Below are 22,594 nucleotides of genomic sequence, written 5' to 3' on the forward strand. Positions count from 1 at the left end.
CGTTTCAAAACGATCTTTGGAGGCAATCTCAGTGCGCGTAAATTTGATAATCAAGCCGTGGAGCTATTCATCAAATGTGTTGCGCTCAATCGGATGATTCAGATCGTTAAACCCGATAGCTACAAGGTTGAAGGTTAATACCAGGACACTCTCAAGGCGAACCTGACCGTTTTTCTAATCATGCAACAAAGCCGTCAGTGTTTGTAAGTATTGAGAACTCAAAGGGCTCGTCCATCAACCCCTAATTTGTAGCGATCGCCCCCTCATCTTCAGATCGATCACGTTGATCGGCAGGGCGATCGCGGATAATAGATCCATCGGTTGCAGTTCTCACCAGCCTCTAGCCTATGACAGATCTCCTCGCCACCGACTTACCCCTCACTCCCTTCCCAGACCATACGCAACTGCCGGAGTCCGACGGTACCTTCGTGAAAAATTTTCAGGAGCATCCCCAAAGCATTTTGCTCACCGATTCCATTGGCCCCGTCTTGCAACAGCTTCATCCCGATGGCCATTACGCGATCGGGCAAGACTGCGGCATCTATTGGCGTGAAACCGATCCCCCGGAGAAAGGTGCAGAAGCCCCCGACTGGTTTTATGTTCCAGGCGTACCGCCCTTGCTCGATGGTCAAATTCGCCGTTCCTATGTCCTGCGTCGGGAATTTCGTCTGCCCTTGATTGCCCTAGAGTTTGCCAGTGGCGACGGCAGCGAAGAACGGGACAACACACCTCTAGGCGTTGTCAATGGCACCCAAAAGCCTGGGAAATTCTGGGTTTACGAGCAAATTATGCGGATTCCCTATTACGGGATTTATCTACCCAATCGTGGCCGCTTAGAGATGTACAACTTGGTGAATGCCGCCTATGAACCGATGATGCCAAATTCCCGTGGGCATTACGAAATTACACCAATGCAAGTGGAATTGGGCGTCTGGGAGGGAGCCTACCAAAATCAAACCATGCAATGGCTACGCTGGTGGGATTTGCAGGGGAATTTGCTACCAACAGGACAGGAAGCCGCCCAGCAAGCCCTAGAAGAAAAAGAGCAAGCTTTAGAAGAACGCGATCGGGAACGGGAGAAACGTCAACAATTGGCGGAAAAGCTGCGATCGCTGACTGCTGAGCAACTTGCGCTCCTTGGCATTTCTATCAATGACTTGGAGTAGATGTTTTCTTAAAAAGAAACGAAAAGCTTTCTGTAGCTGGACAACATCCCCAGTAAATTGCAACAGGGGTAGCCTCTACCAGCGGTTTACAACCTGTTGCATTGATCGATTCAACAAGACTGTTAGAAACATAAAAATAGGACAGAGTGCTGGTGGGCATTTACGGAACGCCGACACCGTGCACTCTGTCCCCAGGAATTGAAGTCCAAAACAAATCCTGTAACCTTATATTTCTCTATTCATTGTAGAACGCAGAGATCAGGATCAAATTTTGGAGATTTGCAGCAAGGCGAACTTTGTCCACGATCGTCCCATCAATCCAATGTCCCATCAATCCAAGGGTGTCACAGGGTTGGATGGATGGGTTGATGTGCAAAACCGACTGCACACCAAGACATTGGGCTGGGCCGATCGCCGCCAATACAAATCCTGGGTCACGATCAACTGCTGCTGGGCGGCATCCCACTGAACTTGCACATGGCCCAAATTGTTATGCCCAATGACTTCTGAACCCGCTTGGAACCAATGATTCAACGGGGCGAACCGATCGGCCATCCACCCTTGTAATCGAGTGATCCAAGACCGTTGCCGCCGAGCTAACAGTCGGGGCCGATCGGCTTCGGTTGGGGCCATGATCTGTCCGACTCGGCGAGGTAAACGGGGGCGAATCCAAGTTAATTTGCAATACCAATCGGGCGGGGGACGATCGCTGGGTTGGGCTGGCCCAGGAAATTTAGCCACGGGCAGCATATCGATCGGATCTTGCCAACCAATCCATAGTCGATTGCGTTCCGGCAATAGCCATTGTTTTAAGCGTGTTTGGATCAATCGGGTAATAAATTCTTCGTTTTTCAACGCACTGGACGTCAGTTGCACCAGTTGGCGATGACGTCTCTGTCCTGAAGTTAGAGCGTAGTAATCCAACGTCACTGCCGCGCCATAGTGAATATCGCCCGATAGCACGACCACCGATTGCTTATGGTTTAGCAGCGTTGTTAACAGATTCGCCAAAGCTGGGAGTCGAATATTCCAAGCATCTCCTACATCATGGGCGAAGACTTTATTTTGACGTAAATACCAATGCTGAATCCAATCGATCGCTTGGAGACCAAATAAATTCGTTGGGGCAATAATAAAGGTAACTCGGGGCAACGCTGGGATTGTCATATCGGGCGTTGATAGATCGAGTTGTTGCTGTAACGGATGCTGTAACGGTTTCTGTAGCTGTTCCTGAAACGCCGTGGGAGATAACAACGTCGGGGGGGCGATCTCCTGTTCGGCGATCGGGTAGCCGCGCCAAGTTCGCGTATCCAGAACAATCACATCATGGCAATGACTATGCATTGAGTAATGCCAAGGAATTGCATCGGGATGACGGCTCAGGATCAACATCTTGCCATCCTGGACAAAGATGGGCTTTCCTGCACGATCGAACTGGGGCATACCCAAGAGCTGTTCCAACCGTTCCCAAGTCTGACCATCTTGCCCTTGGGAAGCAGACCATTGGGCCGCTGCTTGTAATAACTGTTCTCCCAATTGCCCCGGTGCAAATCGTTCCGGCGTATTGCCCCAACCTTGGAACACCGCATAGGCCAGCAACGCATTTTGCACGGCCCGTCGTCCCAATGGTTTACTTAGCACCCGCAAACACCACGCTTGATTGAGATACCAGTCATCGCTGACATCGTGATCGTCAAAAATGCAGTACATGGGCACATTGGCGAGCGATCGCCGAACTTTCCACAGGCTCTGAATAAAGGCTTGGATATCCTGCACCTCCCGATCCCACTGTTTGGCAGCCTGTTTAGCTGTGCGATGGGGATCAACTTTCCGCGATGACGATCGACCGAATTGCTCTACGCCTGTGGGAAATTGCGTCACCCAGCAAATGGGCGACCAAGCCAAGAGATAGGATGCGTAGAACTCGCCCAAACTCAGTAAATGACTGTTCACTTTTTGGGATTTTTTCAGGAGCCCTGCTGTAAAACCCGCCATTTTAGTAGCCACTTGGCTACGGGTGCCGGGGCGCAGATCTTCCGCGATCGCTAAATCAGCCAGTAATTCCGTTCGAGCTTGGTCGGACTCGTCTTCATCCTCTGCAATAGGGGGATCGGCTGTCTCCAGTGGTGGGTGCGATCGTCCTGCCTGTGCTTGATCGTCGTGGGCGGACTCTGGGCCTGAGGGGGTAGGGCGAAGTTGCAGCATCTCCCGCCAGCCTAGCAAATCATCCCCCACCTGCGTCGCCACCCAGAGCAAGGGATCGGCCACATCATCGCCATAGATTTGATCTCCCGTGAGCCATAGTTGATGGGGGCGGGGCTCTGCTGCGACGATCGCGCGGTGGATCAGATCATCTAGCGTTGCTAAAGCGTCAACTCCGTCCCCATGGGGCTTACGGCAGGAACCATGCACCAGACGGAGATTATCTATTTCCCGAGGTGGGAGGGCAAAGGTAGGGAAGCCATGATCAAAATAACTGATCGTCACTGCCGGAAAAGCAGAAGAACAGAGGGCTTCCCCCAGGGTTTCCGATCGGTGGGTTGTTAAGATTCCCCCTTCTGGGCTGTCTAGGGGCTGAAAGTCCAAATCGTAGGCATAAACTTCACCCGCCTTTAACCGATCGCCTATCTCACTCACTGCAGTGATCGCTACCACATGTAAGGACTGCCCTAGGGAGATCGTCGATCGTTGCCCTTCCATCCGCATCTGCTCAAGCGTTGCACCGTTGTGTGATGTTTCATAAATGCGTAAGGTCACGGACCGTGGGGATTTTAGGGCAACCCACACCGTCACCGATGCAGCGTCTGTGTGCTGGAGAATTGGGCCAGCCAAAATCAGGGGCAAGGAAGCAAAGCGATCGGTCATTCTGTTTGACTACAAAGGAGATGGCTAAATGTAAGGGGTAACATCTTCGCCACATTGATCCGCCAGAAAGGATAATGCCCGGAATCGTAACCCCACCAACTGTTCATATAACGGGTTAATTTTACACATCGGGGGAATGTGAACAATCTTTTTACCAAACAACACCACATCCCGCTCGAAGGGACACTGGGATGGAATTAGCTTACAGAGAAAGCGAGCCACCTTGGGATCCTCCACTTCCATACCATCCAACCATGCCCGCACGGGTTGCAACAAATCTTCTCGCGTTTGGGAGGGATAGAGGCTGCTAGCAGGGCCACGTTCTGCTGCAACTAACGGACTTGCGGTCTGACTTTCCAAATCACACAGCGTGAGTCGCAGAGTATCCAATACGTCATGGCTACTGCCCAACGCCGTAGCAAACTCCGTCAGTTTCTCATCTTCGGTGGTGGTGTACACCCCATCGGATAGGGCCACCATGACTGCCGTTCGCAGAAAATTTTCTGCTAGCGCTTTATCTGACCCAAAGGTAGCCTTGAGGTCCTCTGGGCTAACGGGTTGAAAAATTTTGGCACTCTCATCGGCGGTAATTTCGTGATGGGTCAGCGATGCAATCAATTGCTTTTCCGAGTCATCAAAATCGCCATCCGCCCAGGCTAAGGTAAGGAGACCTCGGAGCCAGAGTTCAATTTGTGCGTCGGTATAGGTCCCGGAGTTTGCACTGGAATTTACCATGGTCATTGCGATCGAGTCTTTTTTCTGGTCACTCTGTTTCGATCATAATCCAGCTTTTCCGGGATCGAGGAATTTCCGTGACTCTACGGGCCAGTCAAATTAAATTTGATGGGTGGTAAGCATTGGGAGCTCCGATGATCGTTAAATTTACAGGGGTGTAACCTGTCAAAATTGTCCTAACAGCACACAGAACAGCACACAGAACCCCTCAGCAAACATTGAGATTGCTAGCTGTCGCCCCTAGGCTGGGGACATTCAGACTCCGTGAAGTCGATGCAGGCGTGATGTCTTGAGATCTTTGCGGCTGTGGCGTAGTGAAGATTAATGCACGTTTTCCCTCAATGCCAGTTCTCTCGTAATACGGCTAGTTTTCTCGTAATACGCTATAGAAACGCCATTGTTTCCTGGGGTGTTCCTTAGATTGTGCTAAGGTAACCCAGTCTGCTACAACTGAGCAGGTATTTGTATCTCAGGAGAAGCCATGTCCTTCGCGGCGTTCTGTCTTTTGATGGCCTCGGTGGCAGCGAGTGTGGGCGGCCAATTTTTCCTTAAGCAGGGCGCTTTGGCATTGGGGACGATCGATTCCAGCAACGTTCTCTTGGCGATTGTCAGCATGATCACGAAGTGGCAAATCCTGGTGGGTCTGGTCTGCTACGGTTTGGGGGTGGTGACGTATATTCTGCTGCTGAATAAGGTGAATCTCAGCATTGCCAGTCCCCTGTTGGCTTTGAGCTATGTCTTTGCGGTTTTGTTGGGTTTGTTTTTCTTCAAAGAGAAATTGACGCTGGTGCAGTACATTGGCATTGCTTTCATCTTTTTAGGGGTTGTGTTGCTGACTCGATCGACCTCTAACTAGAGACCGTTTCGCACTCTTTGCCGCCTGGAATTCAGGCCATAAATTGGCTCAAAATCTCCGTTGTGAGTTTTCCCGTTTTTTGCCAACTGAATTGTTGAGCACGGGCTAAACCCCGTTGCCGCAATTGTTGCCAGGTTTGTTCATCGGAGATTAACTCGGTCATGGCTTGGGCGATCGCGTTGACATCGTAGGGATCGACTAACAATGCCGCATCCCCCGCCACTTCTGGCAAGGAGGACAGATTAGAGGTAATTACAGGGGTTCCGCAGGCCATGGCTTCCAGCACGGGCAACCCAAAGCCTTCCCACAGGGTGGGAAAAACGAGGCCGATCGCGTTATTCAGCAAAACGGGCAATTCCCGGTAAGGTACATAGTTGAGGAACTGCAACCGGACGCCGAGATCCCAGGCTTGGCCTTCCAACTGGGGAGTGTAGCGAGGATCCGCTGGCCCTGCAATCCATAGTTCATAGTCCTGGTGGTTGGGCACCTGGGCAAAGGCGGACAGGACTCTAGAGAGGTTTTTGTAGGGGTCGTGGCGGCCTAGGTAGAGGAAGTAGGGTTTGCGGGGCAGGTCTAGAAAGCGGAAGTTACTGGCGTCGTAGGCTAAGGGGACGGGGGTGAGTTGGCTGGCGGGAATGTTGTAGAACTCCATGGCGTCGCGGGCGGTGGCGGCGGAATCGCACAGCACATGCTTGGCCTGCCGCAGAACCCGTGGGATGTAGTGTCGGAAGTAAAGGGTGAGGGGCGATCGCTTGCGGGGGAAGCGCAGGGGAATCAGGTCATGCAGGGTGACGATCGTCGGAATCCGGCGACCAAGAGGCATTTCAGGGATCGGGGAAAATAGCAGGCTGCCCTGGAATTTGCGATAGAGGCGGGGTAGTTTGAACTGAGTCCAGATCAAGCGTCGTAGGTGGCCTTTGCTGCCGTGGTCGGGGTTCATTCTGCCGGAAACGGGGAAGTAATCGAGCTTGCCGCCGTCCTCGGGGGGGCGGGCTTGCCATTGGGGCAGAGATTCTAGGCTAATCAGCAGTTTGGGATGGAACTCGCGCAACTGCGGCACAAGATTTTGGGCATAGACGGTGTGCCCCGTTGGTTTGGTCGTCAGAAATGCCAAATTCACCAGCAATCCCATGGTTTCTCCCCTATCCCAATGCACGCGAACTAGCTGATTACGCCAACAGTCTATAGGCATTTAGGGTTTGTTTGGCGGTTTCGGCCCAGGAGAATTTAGTCGCCTGCTGGTACCCCTGGGTGATCAGTTGTTGCCGCAGGGTGCGATCGCCGATGACTTGACCGATCGCGTGGCTTAGGGCGTCTACATCTTGGGGATCGACCAAGAGGGCGGCGTTACCTGCTACTTCAGGAATGGAGGAGGTGTTGCTGGTGACGACGGGGGCACCGAGGGTCATGGCTTCTAGGACGGGGAGTCCAAAGCCTTCGTAGAGCGACGGGTAAACGAAGACATTGGCCTGGGCGAGGAAGTAGGCGACGGCGGCATCGCTGAGGTAGCTGAGGTGGTGAATCTGGTCACGATAGGGCGATCGCGTGATCTGGTCAAAAATCGATTCGTATAACCACCCTTTTTGACCAATTAAGACTAAATCATGGTTGATACGATCGCGGGCTTTGAGTTGCTCGAAGGCTTGAATTAAAGTGGCGATATTTTTGCGGGGTTCGATCGTGCTGACGAAGAGGATGTAGGGTTTGCTGAAGGGGTAGGGCACGTCGGCGATCGCGCTGGGGCTGGGAATGTCGGCGGTGGTGAGGCGGCTGGCGGGATAGGTGGTAACGATGCGATCGGCGGGAAAACCGAGGTATTCGACAATATCGCGTTTGGAACTCTCGGAAATGGTCACGATTAAGTCGGTCCAGCGTAAACAGCGGCGCAATTGCTGGGCGTAGGCTTTGACAGTAGCGGTGGCGAATTGGGGATATTTGATAAAGGTGAGGTCGTAGACTGTGGCAACTCGTTTACTATGGCGAAAGGGAAAGACCATGTAGTTGGTGCCATGGTAAATGTCGGGTTTACCAAACTGAGACTCCACGAAGGGAAACAGTTGGGGAAAGCGCAGAAACCAGTTGGAGAAACGCACAGGGAAGGGAAAGGTGCGAATGAGGGGGCTGTAGGGGCGGAGTTGTTCAGGGTAGTTGAATTGGCCTTTCAGCAGTCCTTTAAGGCTGGGTTGGAAGGAGATACGCAGTTCAAAGTTTTCGGGTTGGCGGAGCCGATCGAGTTCTTGGATCAGGTTGAGGGTATAGAGCCCAATGCCGCTGGGTTTGGGCAAGACGGAGGTTGCATCGATCGTGACGCTAAACATAGGGTTACGCTGCACAGGGGAAAACCATTCTCCAGCGTAATCGATGCTGGGCCAATTGGCGCAGGGCGATCGTTGCAGGGATTGCAGGGTTAGGGAGAGCGGCTCCATAGAGCCTCAAAGCAGTCTCTCCCCCCCTTTTGTTTCAGTCCCGATCGCTAAATTCCGATCGCTAAATTCCGATCGCTTCTGCTTGTCCTAGAGTGGTCAGGAACTTCATTGCGCTCGCGATCGCATTGGCACATTCATAGGGCGAACTCTTATAGAACGTACTCCAAGCCGAAGCCTTATGTTCATCGTAGGAACTGGCATGGTGGGGATACTTCTGCAACCAAGCCAACCGCACCGCGTGCCCGATTAACACATCCAACACTAGATACTCTTCAATCTTGAAGTCAGGGTTTTTCTGGGCGATCGCCGCCAACTCCATCAGTGCTTCGATATTCACTTGCCGATATTCTGGTGCTTGAATCTTGTTAATCAGATGTTCTACCCGTAGCGCAAAATTCGTTTCTCCCGGTGTCATCTCACTGATCAGCAACTCACTATCCAAGCGATTCCGCCGCTCCAGTTTATCCCCAATCACCAGACCCTTACAGTGGTTTAGTACTTGCCATACATTGCGATAGAAATCCCGTGGAATTGTACCCCTTCCCCCTTCCCGTTGCCGAATGCGTAGCCAATCTTGATCGCTTTCTCGATCGGTTTCCGTTGGTACAATCCAATCAATTTCCTGATCCTGCACCTTTAAGTGCAACGATTCCTGACTGAATAAACTTTGATTCAGCGTATCGTAGCCTTCTAAGATGTGATGCAGCCGCTTGTAGATGTCATAGGGGCTGAGTTGCAATAACGCTTCGTAGGCTTCATCTTGGGTCACTTGTAATTCCCGCGCCAAGTCACTGGTCAGCAGAATAATCAGATACCCTACCCGTGCAGTCAGCAAGCCTTTCAACAGCGTCGGTTCCGCCTTGATCAATAGACTCAGATAAATCAAAATTTCTTGAGTTAGCACTCGATCGCGAATATCTTCCCGACAGAAATGACGAATTTTATCCAACAGATCATGCAACGGCAGCGGTTGCGTAATCACCGCATCTTCACTATAGGCGCGACCTACAGAAACTTGCTTCTGACGAATTAGGATATCCGTCACCGCATCGGACAGGCCAATGTCTACCTTATCCAACAGACCCGCTGCCCGTCGCACAATGCCCCAATAGGGATGGCCATGGGCATCGCCGCGACTTGCTTTGTTGTAAATCTCTTCAATCAGGCGACCGACGACGACTGGCTGACCGGGGCCAACCAGTCCCGTATCAAAAATAATGCCCTTCAACCGCATTAACGTACTGAGAATTTCAATCTGTTCGTAAAGGTTCTGACTTTCCCGTAGTTTTTGTATCAGTAACTTCGTATCTGTTTCCTGCTCTAACAAAAATTCCTGGAAGCTGGACAACGGCTTGGTTCGCACCGGATCAAAGCTCAAATATTGCCGCAGAGAATTGAGATCCAGATAGGTAGTATCTTCCAACTCGGGCAAAAAGTCCAGTCGTGCTCGACTCGCGGTCAACATGAGTTGGTTGAGATTGCCGACCGTAATGGGAACTTCTCCACAACGGCCATCTTGCAGCTCCTGCATCAGCCCCAACAGCGCATCCTGTCCCCTTTCCAGCATGTCATGGGTCAGTAATAGGGTAACGATCGGGCGTCCCAATTGCCGCCAATGGCGATGGATGTAGGATAGTTCACTTTTAATGTTTGACACGAGGAAGTGATAATCCAACGTTAGATAGAACTTCTGTTCATCCAAAAATGCAGGCAGAAAGATCATCATTTGATCCCGCATTTGAAAAACTTTAGAAGTTGTCAAACTGCGCATTAACCGGAAAGGTCGTCCCGACAAATTTAACTTGTCATTTTTACCGACCTGGGTATAGGCCAAGGAGAGATCGCGGGATTGGCGCACCTGAATCGGCTCAATTTGGCTCAGGGTTTGGGTGGGGATGTTGTAAGCTGCTAAGCGATTTTGCAACTCTTCGTCCTCTGCCAGGAGGGCAATCTGCACCGTGGCTTTGCGAATGTAGCCCACTCGAGTGTGAATTGCCAGGGGATCAATATCGCCCACCGCCAGCAAGCCCTCATGGAGCATTTGCGCCAGGTAATATAAACTTTGTGCCCAGACCAGCGGCACGTTGTCGTTGGGCAGGCGGGGCTGGCTGCGGGGCTCCTGCTTCTCTGCCTCGATCGCCGCTTCAGGGACGTAATAGACCTCTGGTAACAGTTTGATCCCATCTCGGTCGATCGTCAGCTCATTAAGCTTGTCTAGGTAAAAAGTAGCTTGTTGTCGATCGCCCCGGAACAGACCATCCAGTGCCAGGTAGGTGAAAAATAGTGGCCATTCGCACTCGATATGCTCAAACTGCTTCAGTTCCGTTGGCTCATAGTGCAGACGGCTCGTATCCTCAAGCACCGTTTGGTGGCCGTCTCGCAAAAAGCGTTTGCAGCCGTAGTGGCCTTGCAACAGATCAATGATTTTTTGTCGGGTGCGTTCCACTAAATCGGGATCTTCGATCGCGAAGGCCGGATAGCTAATCACGCTCAACAGTGCCGAATCCACTTCCTTCGACAACGACTCCCGAGGCAACAGTGACTTCAGGGTAATGCGGCAACGGGCAATTTCATCGGGCAACACATGAATCACCGAAACCTTGCTGCCCTTAGTCCCAAACAGATTCAGTCCGTTCATCGCTTCTAGGGCTGCCTTGGCCATGCCGATCGAACTGGCATTCAGTTCTACACTGCCGTGGTTAATCTTATTGCCCCGCTCCCAGATGCCATAGTCCGGGGTGCGGTAGGCGCGGCCAATGTAGTAGACGAGGTTTTGGACAAAATCGACTTCGTCTTGGGTGTAAACAATTTCCAATCCCGAACTGGTCATTTGCGCCAGCATGAGCAGGAAGATTGACGTGGCGTCTACCTGCAAGTGCCCCCAGCCATCGTCCGGCACAACTGTATCGCCGCTGGTAGTGCTGTACTTGGCGTGGAGGGCATCCATGGGCGATTGGGTTTGCTTAAAGCGCTCAACCTTATGGCACTGGCGCATCATGGCAAACAGCAAACCGCGCATCAGCTTGATTACGGCGTGTTCCAGTTCGTAGGTGCGGCCCTGATCGAGATCAATTTTGCGATAGGAGAGTGCCAAGCCCCAAACGGCCAAAATGCTGTAAACGTTATCCCGAACCCAGGCGTCGGTGTAGTCCCCATGGGCATTGACCGCAGTACTGGCGGGTAACAGTCCCGTGATGGGATTTTGCCGCGAGAGAATCACGGTCTGGATTTCTTGGTAGTAGCGATCGAGACGTGCTTCCAAATCCGAAGATAAAAAAACCATGCCAGTACTATGTAGGTTAGGGAATCGAGAATAGAGCAAATGTAGTTAACTGTAAGCTTAAAAATGATGGATGTAATCCAGGGTATAGGGAGCCAGGGGACGCAGGGCAAGGACATGCAATGCAGGCCAAGGCCGTCATCTGGGAGTTCCAGCAATTAGGCAATCACCGAACGGTGCAACCCAATTGTTCAATAAACTGCTCAACTTGGTTGAACAGCCAAGCTTTTCAAAACAAGCTCTTCAAAAGTACTTTCTCCCAATCTTCATTGAAGTCCTCCAAAAGTTACTCTCATTTTTACGATATGGCTAGGGTGGATTGGCGATACTGGATATCCGCACTTCTCCCTACCCGGAAATCTCATCATTGATTGACATCACTGGAAAACGCACCGGAGAGCGGAGTTTCATCCACCGAACTGAATCCCAAGCTCCAGATTTACTTTTTAAAAAAATGAAGAAAATATTAAATTTCAATCTCTTTATTTTAGATCGAAGCGCGTAGATCCAATCGATCGAAAAACAATTCACCAGAGGTTTTTTATGGCACGCCGTTACAATGATCAGCAAGCTCCCTTAGTAAAAATCGTCTACTCCAAAATTACTGTTAAGGGGAAGACAGAATTGATTCCGATGGAACTCTATGCCGATGGTACGGTTAAGCGGAGTCTCTGTTGAGAAGAATGCAATAGTCAAGTTCGATGGAATGTTCCTGTAAATTTTACAGTGCCTTTTCACAGTGCAATTTTCCTAGGGCATTGGAATGGATTGATTAGGGTTCAAGTTGGTTCGCTGAATCCGATCGTAGGGTGGTTCACAGCGCTGGCTGTAATAAAGCTGGGCATTTCCTAGCAGGAATTGGTTGGCTCCACCAATCGTATATGCCGTTGCTACGCCATCCCCCAAGCAATCCACGTAGTCATGAATGGTTTCGTTGCCTGTAAAACGATCGAACAAAGGTTTATGAATTGCTGGACGATAGCCGAAAATGAATTCAAAAAACTTCGCAGCATCGGATGAGTTGTAGGTAAATTCCTGAGCATTTTCGTTATCATCCATCGTCAAATGAATGGATTGGGCCCGATCGTTCACAAAAATCACAAAAAACTTCGCCTTGGGATAACTCGGAAAAATGCGACGCAGTTTACTGGGGTTATAGGTATACGTCACACGGAGTATTCCGTCAGGGTCACGATGGGTTAATTTTGTCCAGTAGCGCCCAAAGCTTTTTTCGATCGTTGCGGGGGATTGGTTCAGCACCGCCCGTCCCGCAGAGGTCGGATCGATTCCGATCGTAAACATTCCAGTAAACCCGATGGCGATGGCAATCCCCCAGTAGAATTGCATTCTTCCTAACCCCATAGAACACACCTCCTGCTAGTCATCATAGCGGGAGATGCTAGGGATCTGAACTGAGGATTAGGACTTCACTTTTTGCAAGCGCTCCACCATCAGCCGAAAGGGACCCCCCGCTGTTTCGCCAAAGGATTGGACGCGAATGATGTATTCCCCAGTTTTGGTAATGCGCATGAACAGTAACGAGTTCGGGGTGCCGTCGGGACCGTCGTCGTTTTCGCCAATTTTGGTACCGTCTTGGATCATCAATATCACCATGGGATCAAAGACATCAGACATCAGATCGATCGCAATTTGATCCCCTGCCTGCAAAATGACGAGGTAATCCCGTGCGAATCCCCCTTGGCCCGTAGGAATATCTCGATCGGTCAAACTATCCCGCACTTCCTGCCCTGGGGTGAGGCGAATGGGGACATAGACCCGATTTTCCGCCAGCACAGGACGGATGCTCCCAACGCCGATCGTCGCTAGGGCTAGACTGGACACGATCGCGCTTTTTAGGAAATACCGCATAGAGAACCACCGCAACTCAACATCCAACAAACCGAGCATCAACCAGAGCATCAACAGATAAAGTTATTGCGCTTGTGCCATTCTCTTTTCTAATTCTGCCAAGGGAACACCGCCGGAAAAGGCTTGTCCATTCATGACGAAGAAGGGCGTGCCGTCAATGCCAAGTTGATCCCCAAGGTCTTGATCTTTGGCGACCGCCTCCGCTGCTGCTGCACTAGTGCGATCGCGTTCAAATTTAGTGAGATCTAGCTTCAACGACGTGGCAATGGCGGAATAGGTTGCTGAGTTCAGGGATTTTTGTTGGGCGAAGAGTGCATCGTGGTATTCCCAGAACTTCCCCTGTTGCTGAGCGGCCCAGGCTGCTTTGGCGGCGTTCACGGCTTCCGGATGGATGGAGCTAAGGGGAAAGTGCTTGTAGACCAGGGTGACTTTGTCGGGATACTTTTTGACAAATTCCTTGAGGGTGGGAATGACGCCAGCACAGTAGGGGCACTGAAAATCGGAGAACTCAAAGAGAACGACTTTCCCCAGAGGCGCACCCAGAGTGGGGGAGGATCCGATCGCGGCTTTGGGGTTGGTTTTTAGCTGCTTAAGTAGAGCCTGTTGGGCCTGTTGGGCTTGCTTTGCCTGATCTTGCTGGTATTTGCGCACAGATTCCAAAATCACTTCGGGATGCTTGCGCAAGACTTCTAGAACCTGCTGCTCGAATTGAGGATCGATCTTAGTTTCAGCCTGGACGGGGACTTTGGAGCAACTGAAGAGGGCAATGCAGACCGCTAAAAGCCCCGCGATCGCGCTTTTCCGACTCACCCAGTTATTGTTTTTCCACGTATTTTTTCCCAGCCACGCAACTTTAACCATCGTTTTTTCTCAAGCAGCTTTTTCAGTATAGGCAACTCGGTCGAGGTTGAAAATGAACATTTGCATGGACATTCGCAGCGTCTGCTGGAGAGATTGGTGGGATGGAGATGGGCGATCGGGAAGGAGGCTGATCGCGGGCAACGGAGATCCCAGGAGATCCCACCAATGGCGTTCAAGATGGCAGCGATTGGGGAGTGGGGGAGTTAGGCCAGAGGTGGAATGTTGAGGATAGTTTTTACGTCTGCCAAGGGGAGATGCCAAACGGCTTCCGGTTGCCAGGTACCCACGTCTAACCGGGAGGCATGGCCCCGGCGGTAGGCGGCCCAGAGGCGCTGCTGGAGTTGCTGGGGGGAAACATTGAGGGCGTGGCGCTGGTGGTGGATGATGCGGAGCAGTCCCAACCCGATGATGGCGTGGGCTAGGCGAAACTGAGCACCTAGGAGAAAGGCTTGGACTTCCGCTTCGCCGATCGGGTCGGTGCCGTAGTCCGTGACGACATGGACAATATCGTGAAGTTGTTTGCGGCGGGGCCCAGTGGTGAGGGGTTGTAGGTGGTGCTGTTCTAGAAATTCAACGACGCAGCAGCCAAGGGTTCCGGCGGGAAGCTGACGCAGTTCCTCTAGGTGAATTACAGTGGGAACGTTGATCCCGAGTCGATCGCCGATTCGATCGACTCGGTCTAAAAAGTTGGGAACCGAGAAAAGTTTACCTAAGCCAGTATGGGATAGGGGTTGGAGGGTTTGGGCGTGGGAGGGATCGATCGATTGCATCAGAGGAACCTCAGAAGTTGGGTGTAAGCGTTGGGTAGGAGTACCCGTGGGTTGATGCTGCAATCGTAGGGGATTGTATGGTTTACGGGCTTGAAGCGAAAGTCCTAATTTTTGGAGCGATCGGTCAAGGACTGCCTAGGACTAATGTCCGATGGGGCGGCACTGGAGAGCGATTTAGGGGCGATCGCGTTTAGGGATTTGCTAAGCTATCAGATCCCCTATTCATCTACCCTCCTACCCTCCTACCCATCCACCCCGCTTTTACCGGAGATTTGATTGGTACGCTGTTTCCTGAAGGGCGATCGATGAATTCTCGGTTAACGGTCTACGCTGGGCAATCAGGGGGGGCTGGTGGGTTGATGGGGATTTCAATGACAAATTTGGAGCCTTGGCCGGGGGTGGAGTCGCACCAAAGTTTCCCATGATGTTTTTCCGTCACAATTTGGTAGCTGATGGATAACCCTAGGCCCGTTCCCTTGCCGATCGGTTTCGTGGTGAAGAAAGGATCAAAAATGCGCGATCGAATCGATTCCGCAATCCCGAAACCATTATCTGCAATGATGATTTCAATCCATTCCTTTGACTTGACTTGAGTGGATATCCAAATTGTCAGTGATTGTGGGGATTGGCCAGTCTTAAACTGTTGTTGATTTTTATTTTCTATCGCATCGATCGCGTTGAGAATTAAATTTATAAAGACTTGGTTCAGCAGCCCTGGATAGCATTGGATTAAGGGCAATTCACTGTATTCTTTAACCACCTGAATTGCTGGGCAATTTGTCTTTTCTAGCAAGCGATGCTGCAAAATTGAGAGAGTACTATCAAGTCCTTGATGCAAATCAACGGGTTTAAACTCGGCTTCATCCAATCGGGAGAAGTTCCGAAGAGACAAAACGATTTGCTGAATTCGTTCAGTTCCAGTCTGCATGGATTGTAGCGTTTTGCTGGAATCCTGCTTCACAAATGCAAGATCGAGATCATCTAAAATGACCTGAAGGACTTCGGGTGGCTCTGGGTAATAGGTTTGGTAGGCTTGAACAATTCCCAGTAAGTCTTGCACATAGCGATTGAGATGTTTAATATTGCCGTGGATAAAGCTAACTGGGTTATTAATTTCGTGGGCAATTCCTGCAACCAATTGCCCTAGGGATGTCATTTTTTCATTTTGAATAATTTGAACTTGCGTAGTGTGTAGTTGTTTCAGCAATGCTTCAAGTTCACTATTTTTGCGGCTAAGTTCTTGGGTTCGATCGGTAACTTTTTGCTCGAGCTTTTGGTTATATTCCTGAAGTTGTTCTGCTTGGGATTGCAACTGTTGGGCCGATCGTCGGAGTTCTTGCTCAATGAATTCCCGTTAGTGATTTTCCGTTCTTAAGGGTTTATAGGTAAAGTAGTAGAGCACAGGGGCTATCAGCAGTGACAAGCCAGTTGCATCGACAATCGCTTCGAGCAATTCAGGCATCGAAGGAAGTACCGTAAAGCCCAGCATGATCAATAGTTCGGCAATAAATACCGATAGGGCAACTGCGATAAGGAAGAATTTAGGGGACTTGCTCTTTGACAATTTAACCCACCATTGAGTCAACCATTGGAACGGTAGAAGGGGGAAAGACCAGATTGAATGTTGCTTCATTTTTGTTGACAGCAACCCCTGTGCCACTGACCAGTGAACTTGCTCTGGTCTACTATGCCCTTTTCTACAGCGGATCTAACGATCGCAGTCTACCGTTCCCACTGTGCCAATTATGGGCCAGTCTCGTCTTCCAGAATTTCCATCAGGTCTTCGATCGACACTTCAAAGACCTGGGCAATTTTGTAAACGGCGGATAGATCAACCGTATTGAGGGCACCTCGCTGGACATAGCTTTTCAGGGTGCTGTAGTTGACCCCTGCTCGCTCTGCGACTGCGTTTGCGAGTTCCCGAATTCGTAGTCTAACCAGCCCCATGAGCAACTTGACAAAGACGTAGATTGGAAAGATAACCTTGAAAAGAGAGTACCAGTATAGCAGAAGTACATTTATGCAGGTTGCTGGTCGATCGATTGTTGTTGAGTGAGGGGGATTAAATGTACTTCCAGACGTTGATTGAGTGCTTGGGCAATTTTGTGGAGCATTGACAATGAATGTCCTTGGTAATCCGCATCCTCAAGGCGCGCAATCACAGATTGTTTTGTTCCAATCCGATCGGCTAATTGTTTCTGGGTTAATCCTGCCTGCTTTCTAGCGTTGTAAATTAGTTGTGCTAATTCTGCATTGAATGAAGACTCCTGGATCATCGCCTCCATTTCTGAATCACCGGCAGTCATTTTCTGTAAGATTTTCAGCGCATCATTCGTTTTTGCCATTTTCTACTTCCTCTGTATAAGTATGAGTTTCTGGATTCAGTTCAAATTTTGCCTTTCGCTGAATGGCAATCTCGATCGCAGATGATGGAACTTGATCACCTTCTTTTGTAATCGCATGAGCCAAAATAGCTATATTTTGTCCATGAAAAAAGTAGAGAATACGGTATTGGACACGGATATGCTTAGCTCGTAATTCATAAATTCCATCCCGTAGATAGTCTGCTGCGGGGCGGCGAAGCTCATAGCCCACCTCGGCTAATTGTTGGATTCGAACTACACAATTGGCATAGGCTTTGCGATTCTGTTTCAACAAAACTTGAAGCCATTGAAGAACTGGTGCCTCTTCTGGCTCTGCTTGATAAAATATGACTCGCGTTTTAGGCACAGCATTTCACAAAGTCATGATTCATCTTGATAATCATTATATAGCAATTTTGTGATAAATAGCCCATGTCGCAGGCTGAATGCTGCCCCCTGATTGGCTAATCGGTTCCAAAAAATCAGCTATTTAGGTCTTCCAGAACTTCCATCAGGTCTTCGATCGACACTTCAAAGACCTGGGCTAGTTTTCGTAACGAAATGAGATTGACCATGACCATACCGGACGAGTTGGCATAGGTTGCAACTGTACTATAGGGCAATCCCGCCAACTCTGACACCTCTTTCAGCGTCCACCCTCGTTTTGCTGCCAACTCTTTGATCCGCAACTTAAACACAAGATATTTCGCCTATTGACATTATCGAGATCTCGATTTTTAATATTGACAAGCCTGTGTCGAGATCTCGATTTTTGGTCTTTAACACTAAACGCGATCGCTCCCTTGCCTGGAAAACTCGTGAGCGATCGCACTTCTTACCCCCATTACGGGAGTGATTCACCTATGATACCAGTCTCTCAGCCGTTCAACGCGGCTCAGTTTTGCTATGAATTAGCCTCCGATCGACCCGCTTGATCAGGACAGTCTTACCGTGATTTGCTATGGCCATGGTGCATTGTGCAACATTTACCCAACTGCCAACGACTCACCGTCGCTCGCTTTCGCAAACGCAATGATGCCTCGGAACATTTAAAGGTTTTGCGGCGCTTGTATCCCCAAGGGAATTACGAAATCGTCTTTGAAGTCGATCGGGGGTAAAATCCCGACTTTTGCAAAAGCTTTGTAACGTAGATAGGCGATCGAAAAGACGGGATTTTGGTAGAAGTCGATCGCGTGATCCAGAATTACTTGAGTTCCATTCGATCGACTGGCTCCTGTCCAATGAATTCTACTTATTTCTTAGGTTGCAAACTTGTTGTATTAACTTTACATTCAATCATGCTTTTCCTACGATCGTTCCCATTTCGGAGGCATTTACACCACTATTAAGTGATGAATGCGCCCGTGAAATGGTTTAGCCAGCCAAATCTCGACTGGTTAATGTTCAAATAAATTTTGATATTGCAACAAATCTAGTTTGGTGAAGGTGGGCAGACAGCCAAAGCATTCTTCCGCAAGGGCGAGCCGATCTTCGCGGAGCAGCATCTCCATCAGTTTCTCCCGTGCCGGAATCAAAAACCGTACATCGTTAGCGGCGTAGCGCAGTTGAGTTTCGCTGAGATTGGCCGCATTGCCCCAATCGGAACTTTGTGCAGTTTTATCCAACTCCATACCAACCACCTCTTGCAGCAAATCCTTGAGGCCATGTTTCGGGGAATAGGTGCGGACGAGTTTGCTGGCAATTTTGGTACAAAAGATCGGATTCACCTCGATCGCCAAGTAATGCCAAAGCGTGGTGATATCAAAGCGGGCAAAATGAAAAATTTTGGTAATTGAAGGAGCTTCCATCAACTGCTTGAGATTGGGAGCAGATGTTTGGCCCTTGGCAATGCGAATAACCGTTACCCGATCGTGACTGTCACACAGTTGCACTAAACAAAGGCGATCGCGCAGGGGCAGCAGTCCCATCGTCTCCGTATCCACCGCAATGGCGGTTTCCTGAAGGTAGTCATTCAATCGATCGGTAGACAAGTCTTCATCAAAAATCTGAAAGTCTAAAGCGTCCATGGATATCAGTTCCCGTCTAATCGCTGCTCGCCAGTGTATCAAGCGTTCAGCTAAATTAGTCAATTTGTAGAGTCCACTTGTAGAGTCCACTGTCTGATTCCATAGCGGTTCCCCTGTCCGAGCTAGGGATCCAGAGATCGAGTGTAATCCATCCATTTTTCTACCATCGAGATAGAATCTCTCCGTAGCTTTACGGAACTCGTATTTGTGTAAAGCTTGAGTTAAAAAGAATACTTAGAAAATGACGTTGTTTACTGGGGCGATTAGTATAGGGAATATACGGAACGAGCTATACTGAAACTTTATTGAAGCGTCGTTACTTCAGTGTTCCTTCCCAGGTCAGCTGAGGTGCGTTGGATTTCTCCAGAAACTCTATGGTGAGATGGTCGGTTGTGATCCTCTCTCAGGACATCAAACATAAGGTGCAATCGGGGGCTAGGAACTTATCCATAGCCCTTATTTTTTGCTTGGGCTTCCCTTAGGACTGTGGGGATTTTGGGACAGAAGCGTTAGAGGAGACAGTCTCAGAAATTGTACGCAGATAATAAGTGCCCACCGTAATCCAAAATACTAAGTAAGCAACCATTTCCCCTAGGTAGAGCCGATCGCGATAGCCCAATAACGTTTTGAGCACGATGCCAGGAAATTGCCGATCGGGCAAAACCTGTTGGCCGTTCCACACCTGCGGCCCCAGGAAACAAGATGCATTGAGTTGCCCTGGATCAGTGAAACAAAGGCTCTGTGTGGGTGCTAGCAATCCATTCAGCAGACCCAGACCTCGATCGAGGTGTGCCAACGCCCCAATCACGAGTCCCCCTACGATTAACAGTAGGAAGACCCCCATTACCTGAAAAAATTGCTTGAGATTGATCTGAATCCCCCATTTAAACAGGAGGATGCCAATCAAGGTTGCCCCCAGCAATCCCAGCACCGCTCCACCTACTGGCAACCAGCCCTGCTGAAATTGAGCTGCGATGAACACGACCGTCTCAAACCCCTCCCGTAGCACCGCAAAAAAGATAATGCCAAAAATCCCCCAACCGGCTCCGTTGGACGTTTGTAAAGCGGAAGAAAGCTCTCCCTCAATGCCTTTTTTAAGGGATTTGGCCTGCTGGGTCATCCAAACCAACATCCAGCTCAAGAGCCCGATCGCAACGATTCCCAAGCCCCCCTCCAGAAATTGCTTGACAACAGGGGCATAGACTTGGGTCGATCGGGACAAAGCCCACAAAGTACCGTTAAAGACAATTCCAATGCCCAAACTTGTGAGAATACCTAGACCGATTCCCAAGTAGACCCAGCGATTGAATGCCGCCTTTCCCGATTTGTTGAGATAAGCCATGACAATCCCCACCACTAGGGCGGCCTCAACGCCTTCGCGCAAGGTAATCAAAAAGGTCGGTAACAGGGCCGTGAAATTCATAGGTTGGTTCGTCGTTTGATAGGTCAATGGATAGGTCAGGTATCTGCTAAGTCAGTTATCTAATTAGCCAGTGGTCTAGTCAGCCAGTGGTCTAGTCAGCCAGTGGTCTAGTCAGCTAGGTATCTAATCAGTCAGGGGTCTAGTCGGTCAGTGGTTTAGAGCGGTTGCTGAAGTGATAAGACCCAAAAATTCCTATCAAAATTAACCATCCCGGTTGTCGGTCAGTTTTGTCTAGTGTGAATGGTCACCCTCACAAAACACGACTTCCCCGATCGCCCTGACTCGATCGCCCATGGCATCCCGTTCGGATCTCCCCACCCCAAAACCGCCCCTGACTAGTCTTTGCAGGTTACTATAGAAAAACGCGATACGCGGTTTAGGCAAACTGACGTGTTCGTGTACATTGATTTAGGCAACAGGTTCAGGCACCGGAATAATTGCGATGAGTTCACCGATTCAGGCTGTTCAAGCGCCCTACTATGGTGGCGATGCGGTTTATCGCACCCCACCGCCAGATATGCCGTCTCTGCTGCTGAAGGAGCGGATTGTCTACCTCGGGATGCCTTTGTTTTCCTCAGATGATGTAAAACGCCGGGTGGGCATTGATGTCACTGAGTTGATCATTGCTCAACTGCTGTACCTGCAGTTTGATGATCCCGAAAAGCCAATTTACTTCTATATCAACTCAACGGGTACCTCCTGGTACGATGGCGATGCGATCGGCTACGAAACCGAAGCCTTTGCCATCTGTGACACTATTCAATACATCAAGCCCGCCGTACACACCATTTGCTTGGGACAGGCGATGGGGACAGCCGCAATGATTCTGTCATCAGGAACTAAGGGCTTCCGAGCTAGTTTGCCCCACGCCACGATCGTGCTCAATCAAGCGCGAACAGGTGCCCAAGGACAAGCAACGGATATTCAAATTCGGGCCCAGGAAGTATTAGCCAACAAAATGGCAATGCTGGATATTCTGGCGAAAAATACCGGACAGCCGATCACAAAGCTGTCGAAGGATACCGATCGCATGTTCTATATGACGCCCTACGATGCAAAAGAGTATGGGTTAATCGATCGTGTCTTAGAAAGTCCTAAGGATTTACCCAAGCCCGTCGCTTCAGTCTTGACCTAAGAATTCGTGAGTAACAAGCTGGGCGGATTGACTTGCAGATTGACTTGCAGATTGATTTGCACACATTGAGGAGCACTCCTCCAGTCACCGTACCCATCTTCACCCTTAGCTCAAGCCGTCTTGGCTGAACTCCCATTGCTGAACTCATACTGACTGAAAGGAGCAAGACCTATGCCTATCGGCGTTCCCAGCGTTCCCTATCGCTTGCCAGGTAGCACCTACGAGCGCTGGATTGATATTTACACTCGCCTCAATCAAGAGCGTATTATCTTCCTGGGGCAAGAGGTCACCGACTCGCTGGCCAATTCCATCATTGCGGCTATGCTGTACCTTGATTCGGAAGATTCCACTAAGCCAATTTACCTCTACATCAATTCGCCCGGTGGATCGGTAACCGCAGGCATGGCAATTTACGACACGATGCAATACATCAAGTCGGAGGTTGTAACGATTTGCGTTGGACTTGCGGCATCCATGGGTGCTTTTCTGTTGGCTGCTGGCTCCAAGGGCAAGCGCTTGGCCCTGCCCCACGCTCGGATCATGATTCACCAACCTCTGGGTGGCACTGGTCGCCGTCAAGCTTCAGATATTGAAATTGAAGCGAAGGAAATCTTGCGGATCCGTGCTTTGTTGAATCAAATTTTGGCCGATCGTACAGGGCAGTCCGTTGAGAAAATCGATAAGGACACCGATCGTGACTATTTCATGTCTGCTCAGGAAGCTAAGGACTATGGCTTGATTGATCAAGTGATTGAAACTCTTAAGTAATCTGAGTTTGATCTGTTAACTTTGATCGATTAACTTTAATTGATTAGCTT

Annotated in this window: 23 protein-coding genes; 6 read left to right on the top strand and 17 right to left on the bottom strand. The window is 50.0% G+C overall.

The annotated features are described in order from the left end of the window. The first annotated feature begins 347 nt into the window (after positions 1-347). Entirely contained in the window at positions 348-1,166 is an 819-nt protein-coding gene (locus ACN4EG_RS10325; protein WP_431629307.1) for a Uma2 family endonuclease, read from the top strand. A gap of 330 nt (positions 1,167-1,496) precedes the next feature. On the opposite strand, the gene ACN4EG_RS10330 is transcribed toward ACN4EG_RS10325, so the two are convergent. Both ACN4EG_RS10330 and ACN4EG_RS10335 read right to left on the bottom strand, forming a co-directional pair. Next, positions 1,497-4,031, bottom strand: a complete 2,535-nt coding sequence (locus ACN4EG_RS10330) for an alkaline phosphatase D family protein (RefSeq protein WP_431629308.1) — start codon at positions 4,029-4,031, stop codon at positions 1,497-1,499. Positions 4,032-4,055: 24 nt separating this feature from the next. After that, entirely contained in the window at positions 4,056-4,772 is a 717-nt protein-coding gene (locus ACN4EG_RS10335) for a Mo-dependent nitrogenase C-terminal domain-containing protein (RefSeq protein ID WP_431629310.1), read from the bottom strand. Between the two features lie 475 nt (positions 4,773-5,247). Between ACN4EG_RS10335 and ACN4EG_RS10340 the strand changes: the two genes are divergently transcribed. Beyond that, positions 5,248-5,622 (top strand): EamA family transporter, encoded by a 375-nt coding sequence (locus tag ACN4EG_RS10340; protein WP_431629311.1) that lies wholly within the window; start codon positions 5,248-5,250, stop codon positions 5,620-5,622. A gap of 31 nt (positions 5,623-5,653) precedes the next feature. Here ACN4EG_RS10340 and ACN4EG_RS10345 read toward each other — a convergent pair whose 3' ends face one another. The 3 genes from ACN4EG_RS10345 to ACN4EG_RS10355 form a co-directional block, all read right to left on the bottom strand. Further along, entirely contained in the window at positions 5,654-6,754 is a 1,101-nt protein-coding gene (locus ACN4EG_RS10345; protein ID WP_431629313.1) for a glycosyltransferase family 4 protein, read from the bottom strand. A 37-nt stretch (positions 6,755-6,791) separates the two neighbouring features. Further along, positions 6,792-8,048, bottom strand: a complete 1,257-nt coding sequence (locus ACN4EG_RS10350) for a glycosyltransferase family 4 protein (protein WP_431629315.1) — start codon at positions 8,046-8,048, stop codon at positions 6,792-6,794. Positions 8,049-8,109: 61 nt separating this feature from the next. Beyond that, positions 8,110-11,331: a glycoside hydrolase family 15 protein gene (locus ACN4EG_RS10355; protein WP_431629316.1), complete on the bottom strand. Its 3,222-nt coding sequence runs from the start codon at positions 11,329-11,331 to the stop codon at positions 8,110-8,112. 540 nt (positions 11,332-11,871) lie between these two features. On the opposite strand from ACN4EG_RS10355, the gene ACN4EG_RS10360 reads away from it, so the two are divergent. After that, on the top strand, positions 11,872-12,006 hold the full coding sequence (locus tag ACN4EG_RS10360) for a hypothetical protein (RefSeq protein WP_431629317.1): 135 nt from the start codon (positions 11,872-11,874) through the stop codon (positions 12,004-12,006). Between the two features lie 72 nt (positions 12,007-12,078). Here ACN4EG_RS10360 and ACN4EG_RS10365 read toward each other — a convergent pair whose 3' ends face one another. The 10 genes from ACN4EG_RS10365 to ACN4EG_RS10410 all read right to left on the bottom strand — a co-directional run bounded on the left by ACN4EG_RS10365 (position 12,079) and on the right by ACN4EG_RS10410 (position 17,889). Continuing rightward, entirely contained in the window at positions 12,079-12,690 is a 612-nt protein-coding gene (locus ACN4EG_RS10365) for a hypothetical protein (RefSeq protein ID WP_431629318.1), read from the bottom strand. Positions 12,691-12,747: 57 nt separating this feature from the next. After that, the gene (locus ACN4EG_RS10370) at positions 12,748-13,197 is read right to left on the bottom strand and encodes a peptidase (protein WP_431629319.1); all 450 of its coding nucleotides are present in this window, start codon (positions 13,195-13,197) and stop codon (positions 12,748-12,750) included. Between the two features lie 63 nt (positions 13,198-13,260). Then, positions 13,261-14,058 carry a DsbA family protein gene (locus tag ACN4EG_RS10375; protein ID WP_431629320.1) on the bottom strand — a complete coding sequence of 266 codons (798 nt, stop codon included), beginning with the start codon at positions 14,056-14,058 and terminating at the stop codon, positions 13,261-13,263. Between the two features lie 203 nt (positions 14,059-14,261). After that, positions 14,262-14,828, bottom strand: a complete 567-nt coding sequence (locus tag ACN4EG_RS10380; protein ID WP_431629322.1) for a Coq4 family protein — start codon at positions 14,826-14,828, stop codon at positions 14,262-14,264. 325 nt (positions 14,829-15,153) lie between these two features. Next, a complete protein-coding gene (locus tag ACN4EG_RS10385; RefSeq protein WP_431629324.1) occupies positions 15,154-16,140 on the bottom strand; it encodes a sensor histidine kinase in 987 nt (328 codons plus the stop codon). 42 nt (positions 16,141-16,182) lie between these two features. Next, on the bottom strand, positions 16,183-16,461 hold the full coding sequence (locus ACN4EG_RS10390; protein ID WP_431629325.1) for a hypothetical protein: 279 nt from the start codon (positions 16,459-16,461) through the stop codon (positions 16,183-16,185). A gap of 110 nt (positions 16,462-16,571) precedes the next feature. Further along, positions 16,572-16,775, bottom strand: a complete 204-nt coding sequence (locus tag ACN4EG_RS10395; RefSeq protein ID WP_431629327.1) for a helix-turn-helix domain-containing protein — start codon at positions 16,773-16,775, stop codon at positions 16,572-16,574. 71 nt (positions 16,776-16,846) lie between these two features. Then, a complete protein-coding gene (locus tag ACN4EG_RS10400; protein ID WP_431629328.1) occupies positions 16,847-17,173 on the bottom strand; it encodes a helix-turn-helix domain-containing protein in 327 nt (108 codons plus the stop codon). Then, on the bottom strand, positions 17,157-17,558 hold the full coding sequence (locus tag ACN4EG_RS10405; protein WP_431629330.1) for a type II toxin-antitoxin system RelE/ParE family toxin: 402 nt from the start codon (positions 17,556-17,558) through the stop codon (positions 17,157-17,159). The genes ACN4EG_RS10400 and ACN4EG_RS10405 overlap by 17 nt, the downstream gene beginning before the upstream one ends. 115 nt (positions 17,559-17,673) lie before the next feature. Beyond that, complete coding sequence (locus ACN4EG_RS10410; protein WP_431629331.1) at positions 17,674-17,889, bottom strand: helix-turn-helix domain-containing protein; 216 nt, start codon at positions 17,887-17,889, stop codon at positions 17,674-17,676. 279 nt (positions 17,890-18,168) lie between these two features. Here ACN4EG_RS10410 and ACN4EG_RS10415 point away from each other — a divergent pair, with 279 nt between their 5' ends. Continuing rightward, positions 18,169-18,309, top strand: a complete 141-nt coding sequence (locus tag ACN4EG_RS10415; RefSeq protein ID WP_431629333.1) for a hypothetical protein — start codon at positions 18,169-18,171, stop codon at positions 18,307-18,309. Between the two features lie 279 nt (positions 18,310-18,588). Here ACN4EG_RS10415 and ACN4EG_RS10420 read toward each other — a convergent pair whose 3' ends face one another. Together ACN4EG_RS10420 and ACN4EG_RS10425 are read right to left on the bottom strand one after the other, a co-directional pair. Next, complete coding sequence (locus ACN4EG_RS10420; RefSeq protein WP_431629335.1) at positions 18,589-19,218, bottom strand: ribonuclease D; 630 nt, start codon at positions 19,216-19,218, stop codon at positions 18,589-18,591. Positions 19,219-19,696: 478 nt separating this feature from the next. Beyond that, positions 19,697-20,641 (bottom strand): FTR1 family iron permease, encoded by a 945-nt coding sequence (locus tag ACN4EG_RS10425; RefSeq protein ID WP_431629337.1) that lies wholly within the window; start codon positions 20,639-20,641, stop codon positions 19,697-19,699. Between the two features lie 442 nt (positions 20,642-21,083). On the opposite strand from ACN4EG_RS10425, the gene ACN4EG_RS10430 reads away from it, so the two are divergent. Both ACN4EG_RS10430 and ACN4EG_RS10435 read left to right on the top strand, forming a co-directional pair. After that, entirely contained in the window at positions 21,084-21,776 is a 693-nt protein-coding gene (locus ACN4EG_RS10430) for an ATP-dependent Clp protease proteolytic subunit (RefSeq protein WP_431629338.1), read from the top strand. Positions 21,777-21,947: 171 nt separating this feature from the next. Continuing rightward, a complete protein-coding gene (locus ACN4EG_RS10435; RefSeq protein WP_431629339.1) occupies positions 21,948-22,544 on the top strand; it encodes an ATP-dependent Clp protease proteolytic subunit in 597 nt (198 codons plus the stop codon). Positions 22,545-22,594: the final 50 nt, after the last annotated feature.

Origin of the sequence: Alkalinema pantanalense CENA528, assembly GCF_050753345.1 — a bacterium.
In the GTDB taxonomy this organism is placed as follows: domain Bacteria; phylum Cyanobacteriota; class Cyanobacteriia; order Leptolyngbyales; family Leptolyngbyaceae; genus Alkalinema; species Alkalinema pantanalense.

What these genes read in the sequence shown, in the direction of transcription:
- ACN4EG_RS10325 (WP_431629307.1), top strand. Translation starts at nt 348, where the DNA reads ATGACAGATCTCCTCGCCACCGACTTACCCCTCACTCCCTTCCCAGAC.
- ACN4EG_RS10330 (WP_431629308.1), bottom strand. Translation starts at nt 4,031, where the DNA reads ATGACCGATCGCTTTGCTTCCTTGCCCCTGATTTTGGCTGGCCCAATT.
- ACN4EG_RS10335 (WP_431629310.1), bottom strand. Translation starts at nt 4,772, where the DNA reads ATGACCATGGTAAATTCCAGTGCAAACTCCGGGACCTATACCGACGCA.
- ACN4EG_RS10340 (WP_431629311.1), top strand. Translation starts at nt 5,248, where the DNA reads ATGTCCTTCGCGGCGTTCTGTCTTTTGATGGCCTCGGTGGCAGCGAGT.
- ACN4EG_RS10345 (WP_431629313.1), bottom strand. Translation starts at nt 6,754, where the DNA reads ATGGGATTGCTGGTGAATTTGGCATTTCTGACGACCAAACCAACGGGG.
- ACN4EG_RS10350 (WP_431629315.1), bottom strand. Translation starts at nt 8,048, where the DNA reads ATGGAGCCGCTCTCCCTAACCCTGCAATCCCTGCAACGATCGCCCTGC.
- ACN4EG_RS10355 (WP_431629316.1), bottom strand. Translation starts at nt 11,331, where the DNA reads ATGGTTTTTTTATCTTCGGATTTGGAAGCACGTCTCGATCGCTACTAC.
- ACN4EG_RS10360 (WP_431629317.1), top strand. Translation starts at nt 11,872, where the DNA reads ATGGCACGCCGTTACAATGATCAGCAAGCTCCCTTAGTAAAAATCGTC.
- ACN4EG_RS10365 (WP_431629318.1), bottom strand. Translation starts at nt 12,690, where the DNA reads ATGGGGTTAGGAAGAATGCAATTCTACTGGGGGATTGCCATCGCCATC.
- ACN4EG_RS10370 (WP_431629319.1), bottom strand. Translation starts at nt 13,197, where the DNA reads ATGCGGTATTTCCTAAAAAGCGCGATCGTGTCCAGTCTAGCCCTAGCG.
- ACN4EG_RS10375 (WP_431629320.1), bottom strand. Translation starts at nt 14,058, where the DNA reads ATGGTTAAAGTTGCGTGGCTGGGAAAAAATACGTGGAAAAACAATAAC.
- ACN4EG_RS10380 (WP_431629322.1), bottom strand. Translation starts at nt 14,828, where the DNA reads ATGCAATCGATCGATCCCTCCCACGCCCAAACCCTCCAACCCCTATCC.
- ACN4EG_RS10390 (WP_431629325.1), bottom strand. Translation starts at nt 16,461, where the DNA reads ATGAAGCAACATTCAATCTGGTCTTTCCCCCTTCTACCGTTCCAATGG.
- ACN4EG_RS10395 (WP_431629327.1), bottom strand. Translation starts at nt 16,775, where the DNA reads ATGGGGCTGGTTAGACTACGAATTCGGGAACTCGCAAACGCAGTCGCA.
- ACN4EG_RS10400 (WP_431629328.1), bottom strand. Translation starts at nt 17,173, where the DNA reads ATGGCAAAAACGAATGATGCGCTGAAAATCTTACAGAAAATGACTGCC.
- ACN4EG_RS10420 (WP_431629335.1), bottom strand. Translation starts at nt 19,218, where the DNA reads ATGGACGCTTTAGACTTTCAGATTTTTGATGAAGACTTGTCTACCGAT.
- ACN4EG_RS10425 (WP_431629337.1), bottom strand. Translation starts at nt 20,641, where the DNA reads ATGAATTTCACGGCCCTGTTACCGACCTTTTTGATTACCTTGCGCGAA.
- ACN4EG_RS10430 (WP_431629338.1), top strand. Translation starts at nt 21,084, where the DNA reads ATGAGTTCACCGATTCAGGCTGTTCAAGCGCCCTACTATGGTGGCGAT.
- ACN4EG_RS10435 (WP_431629339.1), top strand. Translation starts at nt 21,948, where the DNA reads ATGCCTATCGGCGTTCCCAGCGTTCCCTATCGCTTGCCAGGTAGCACC.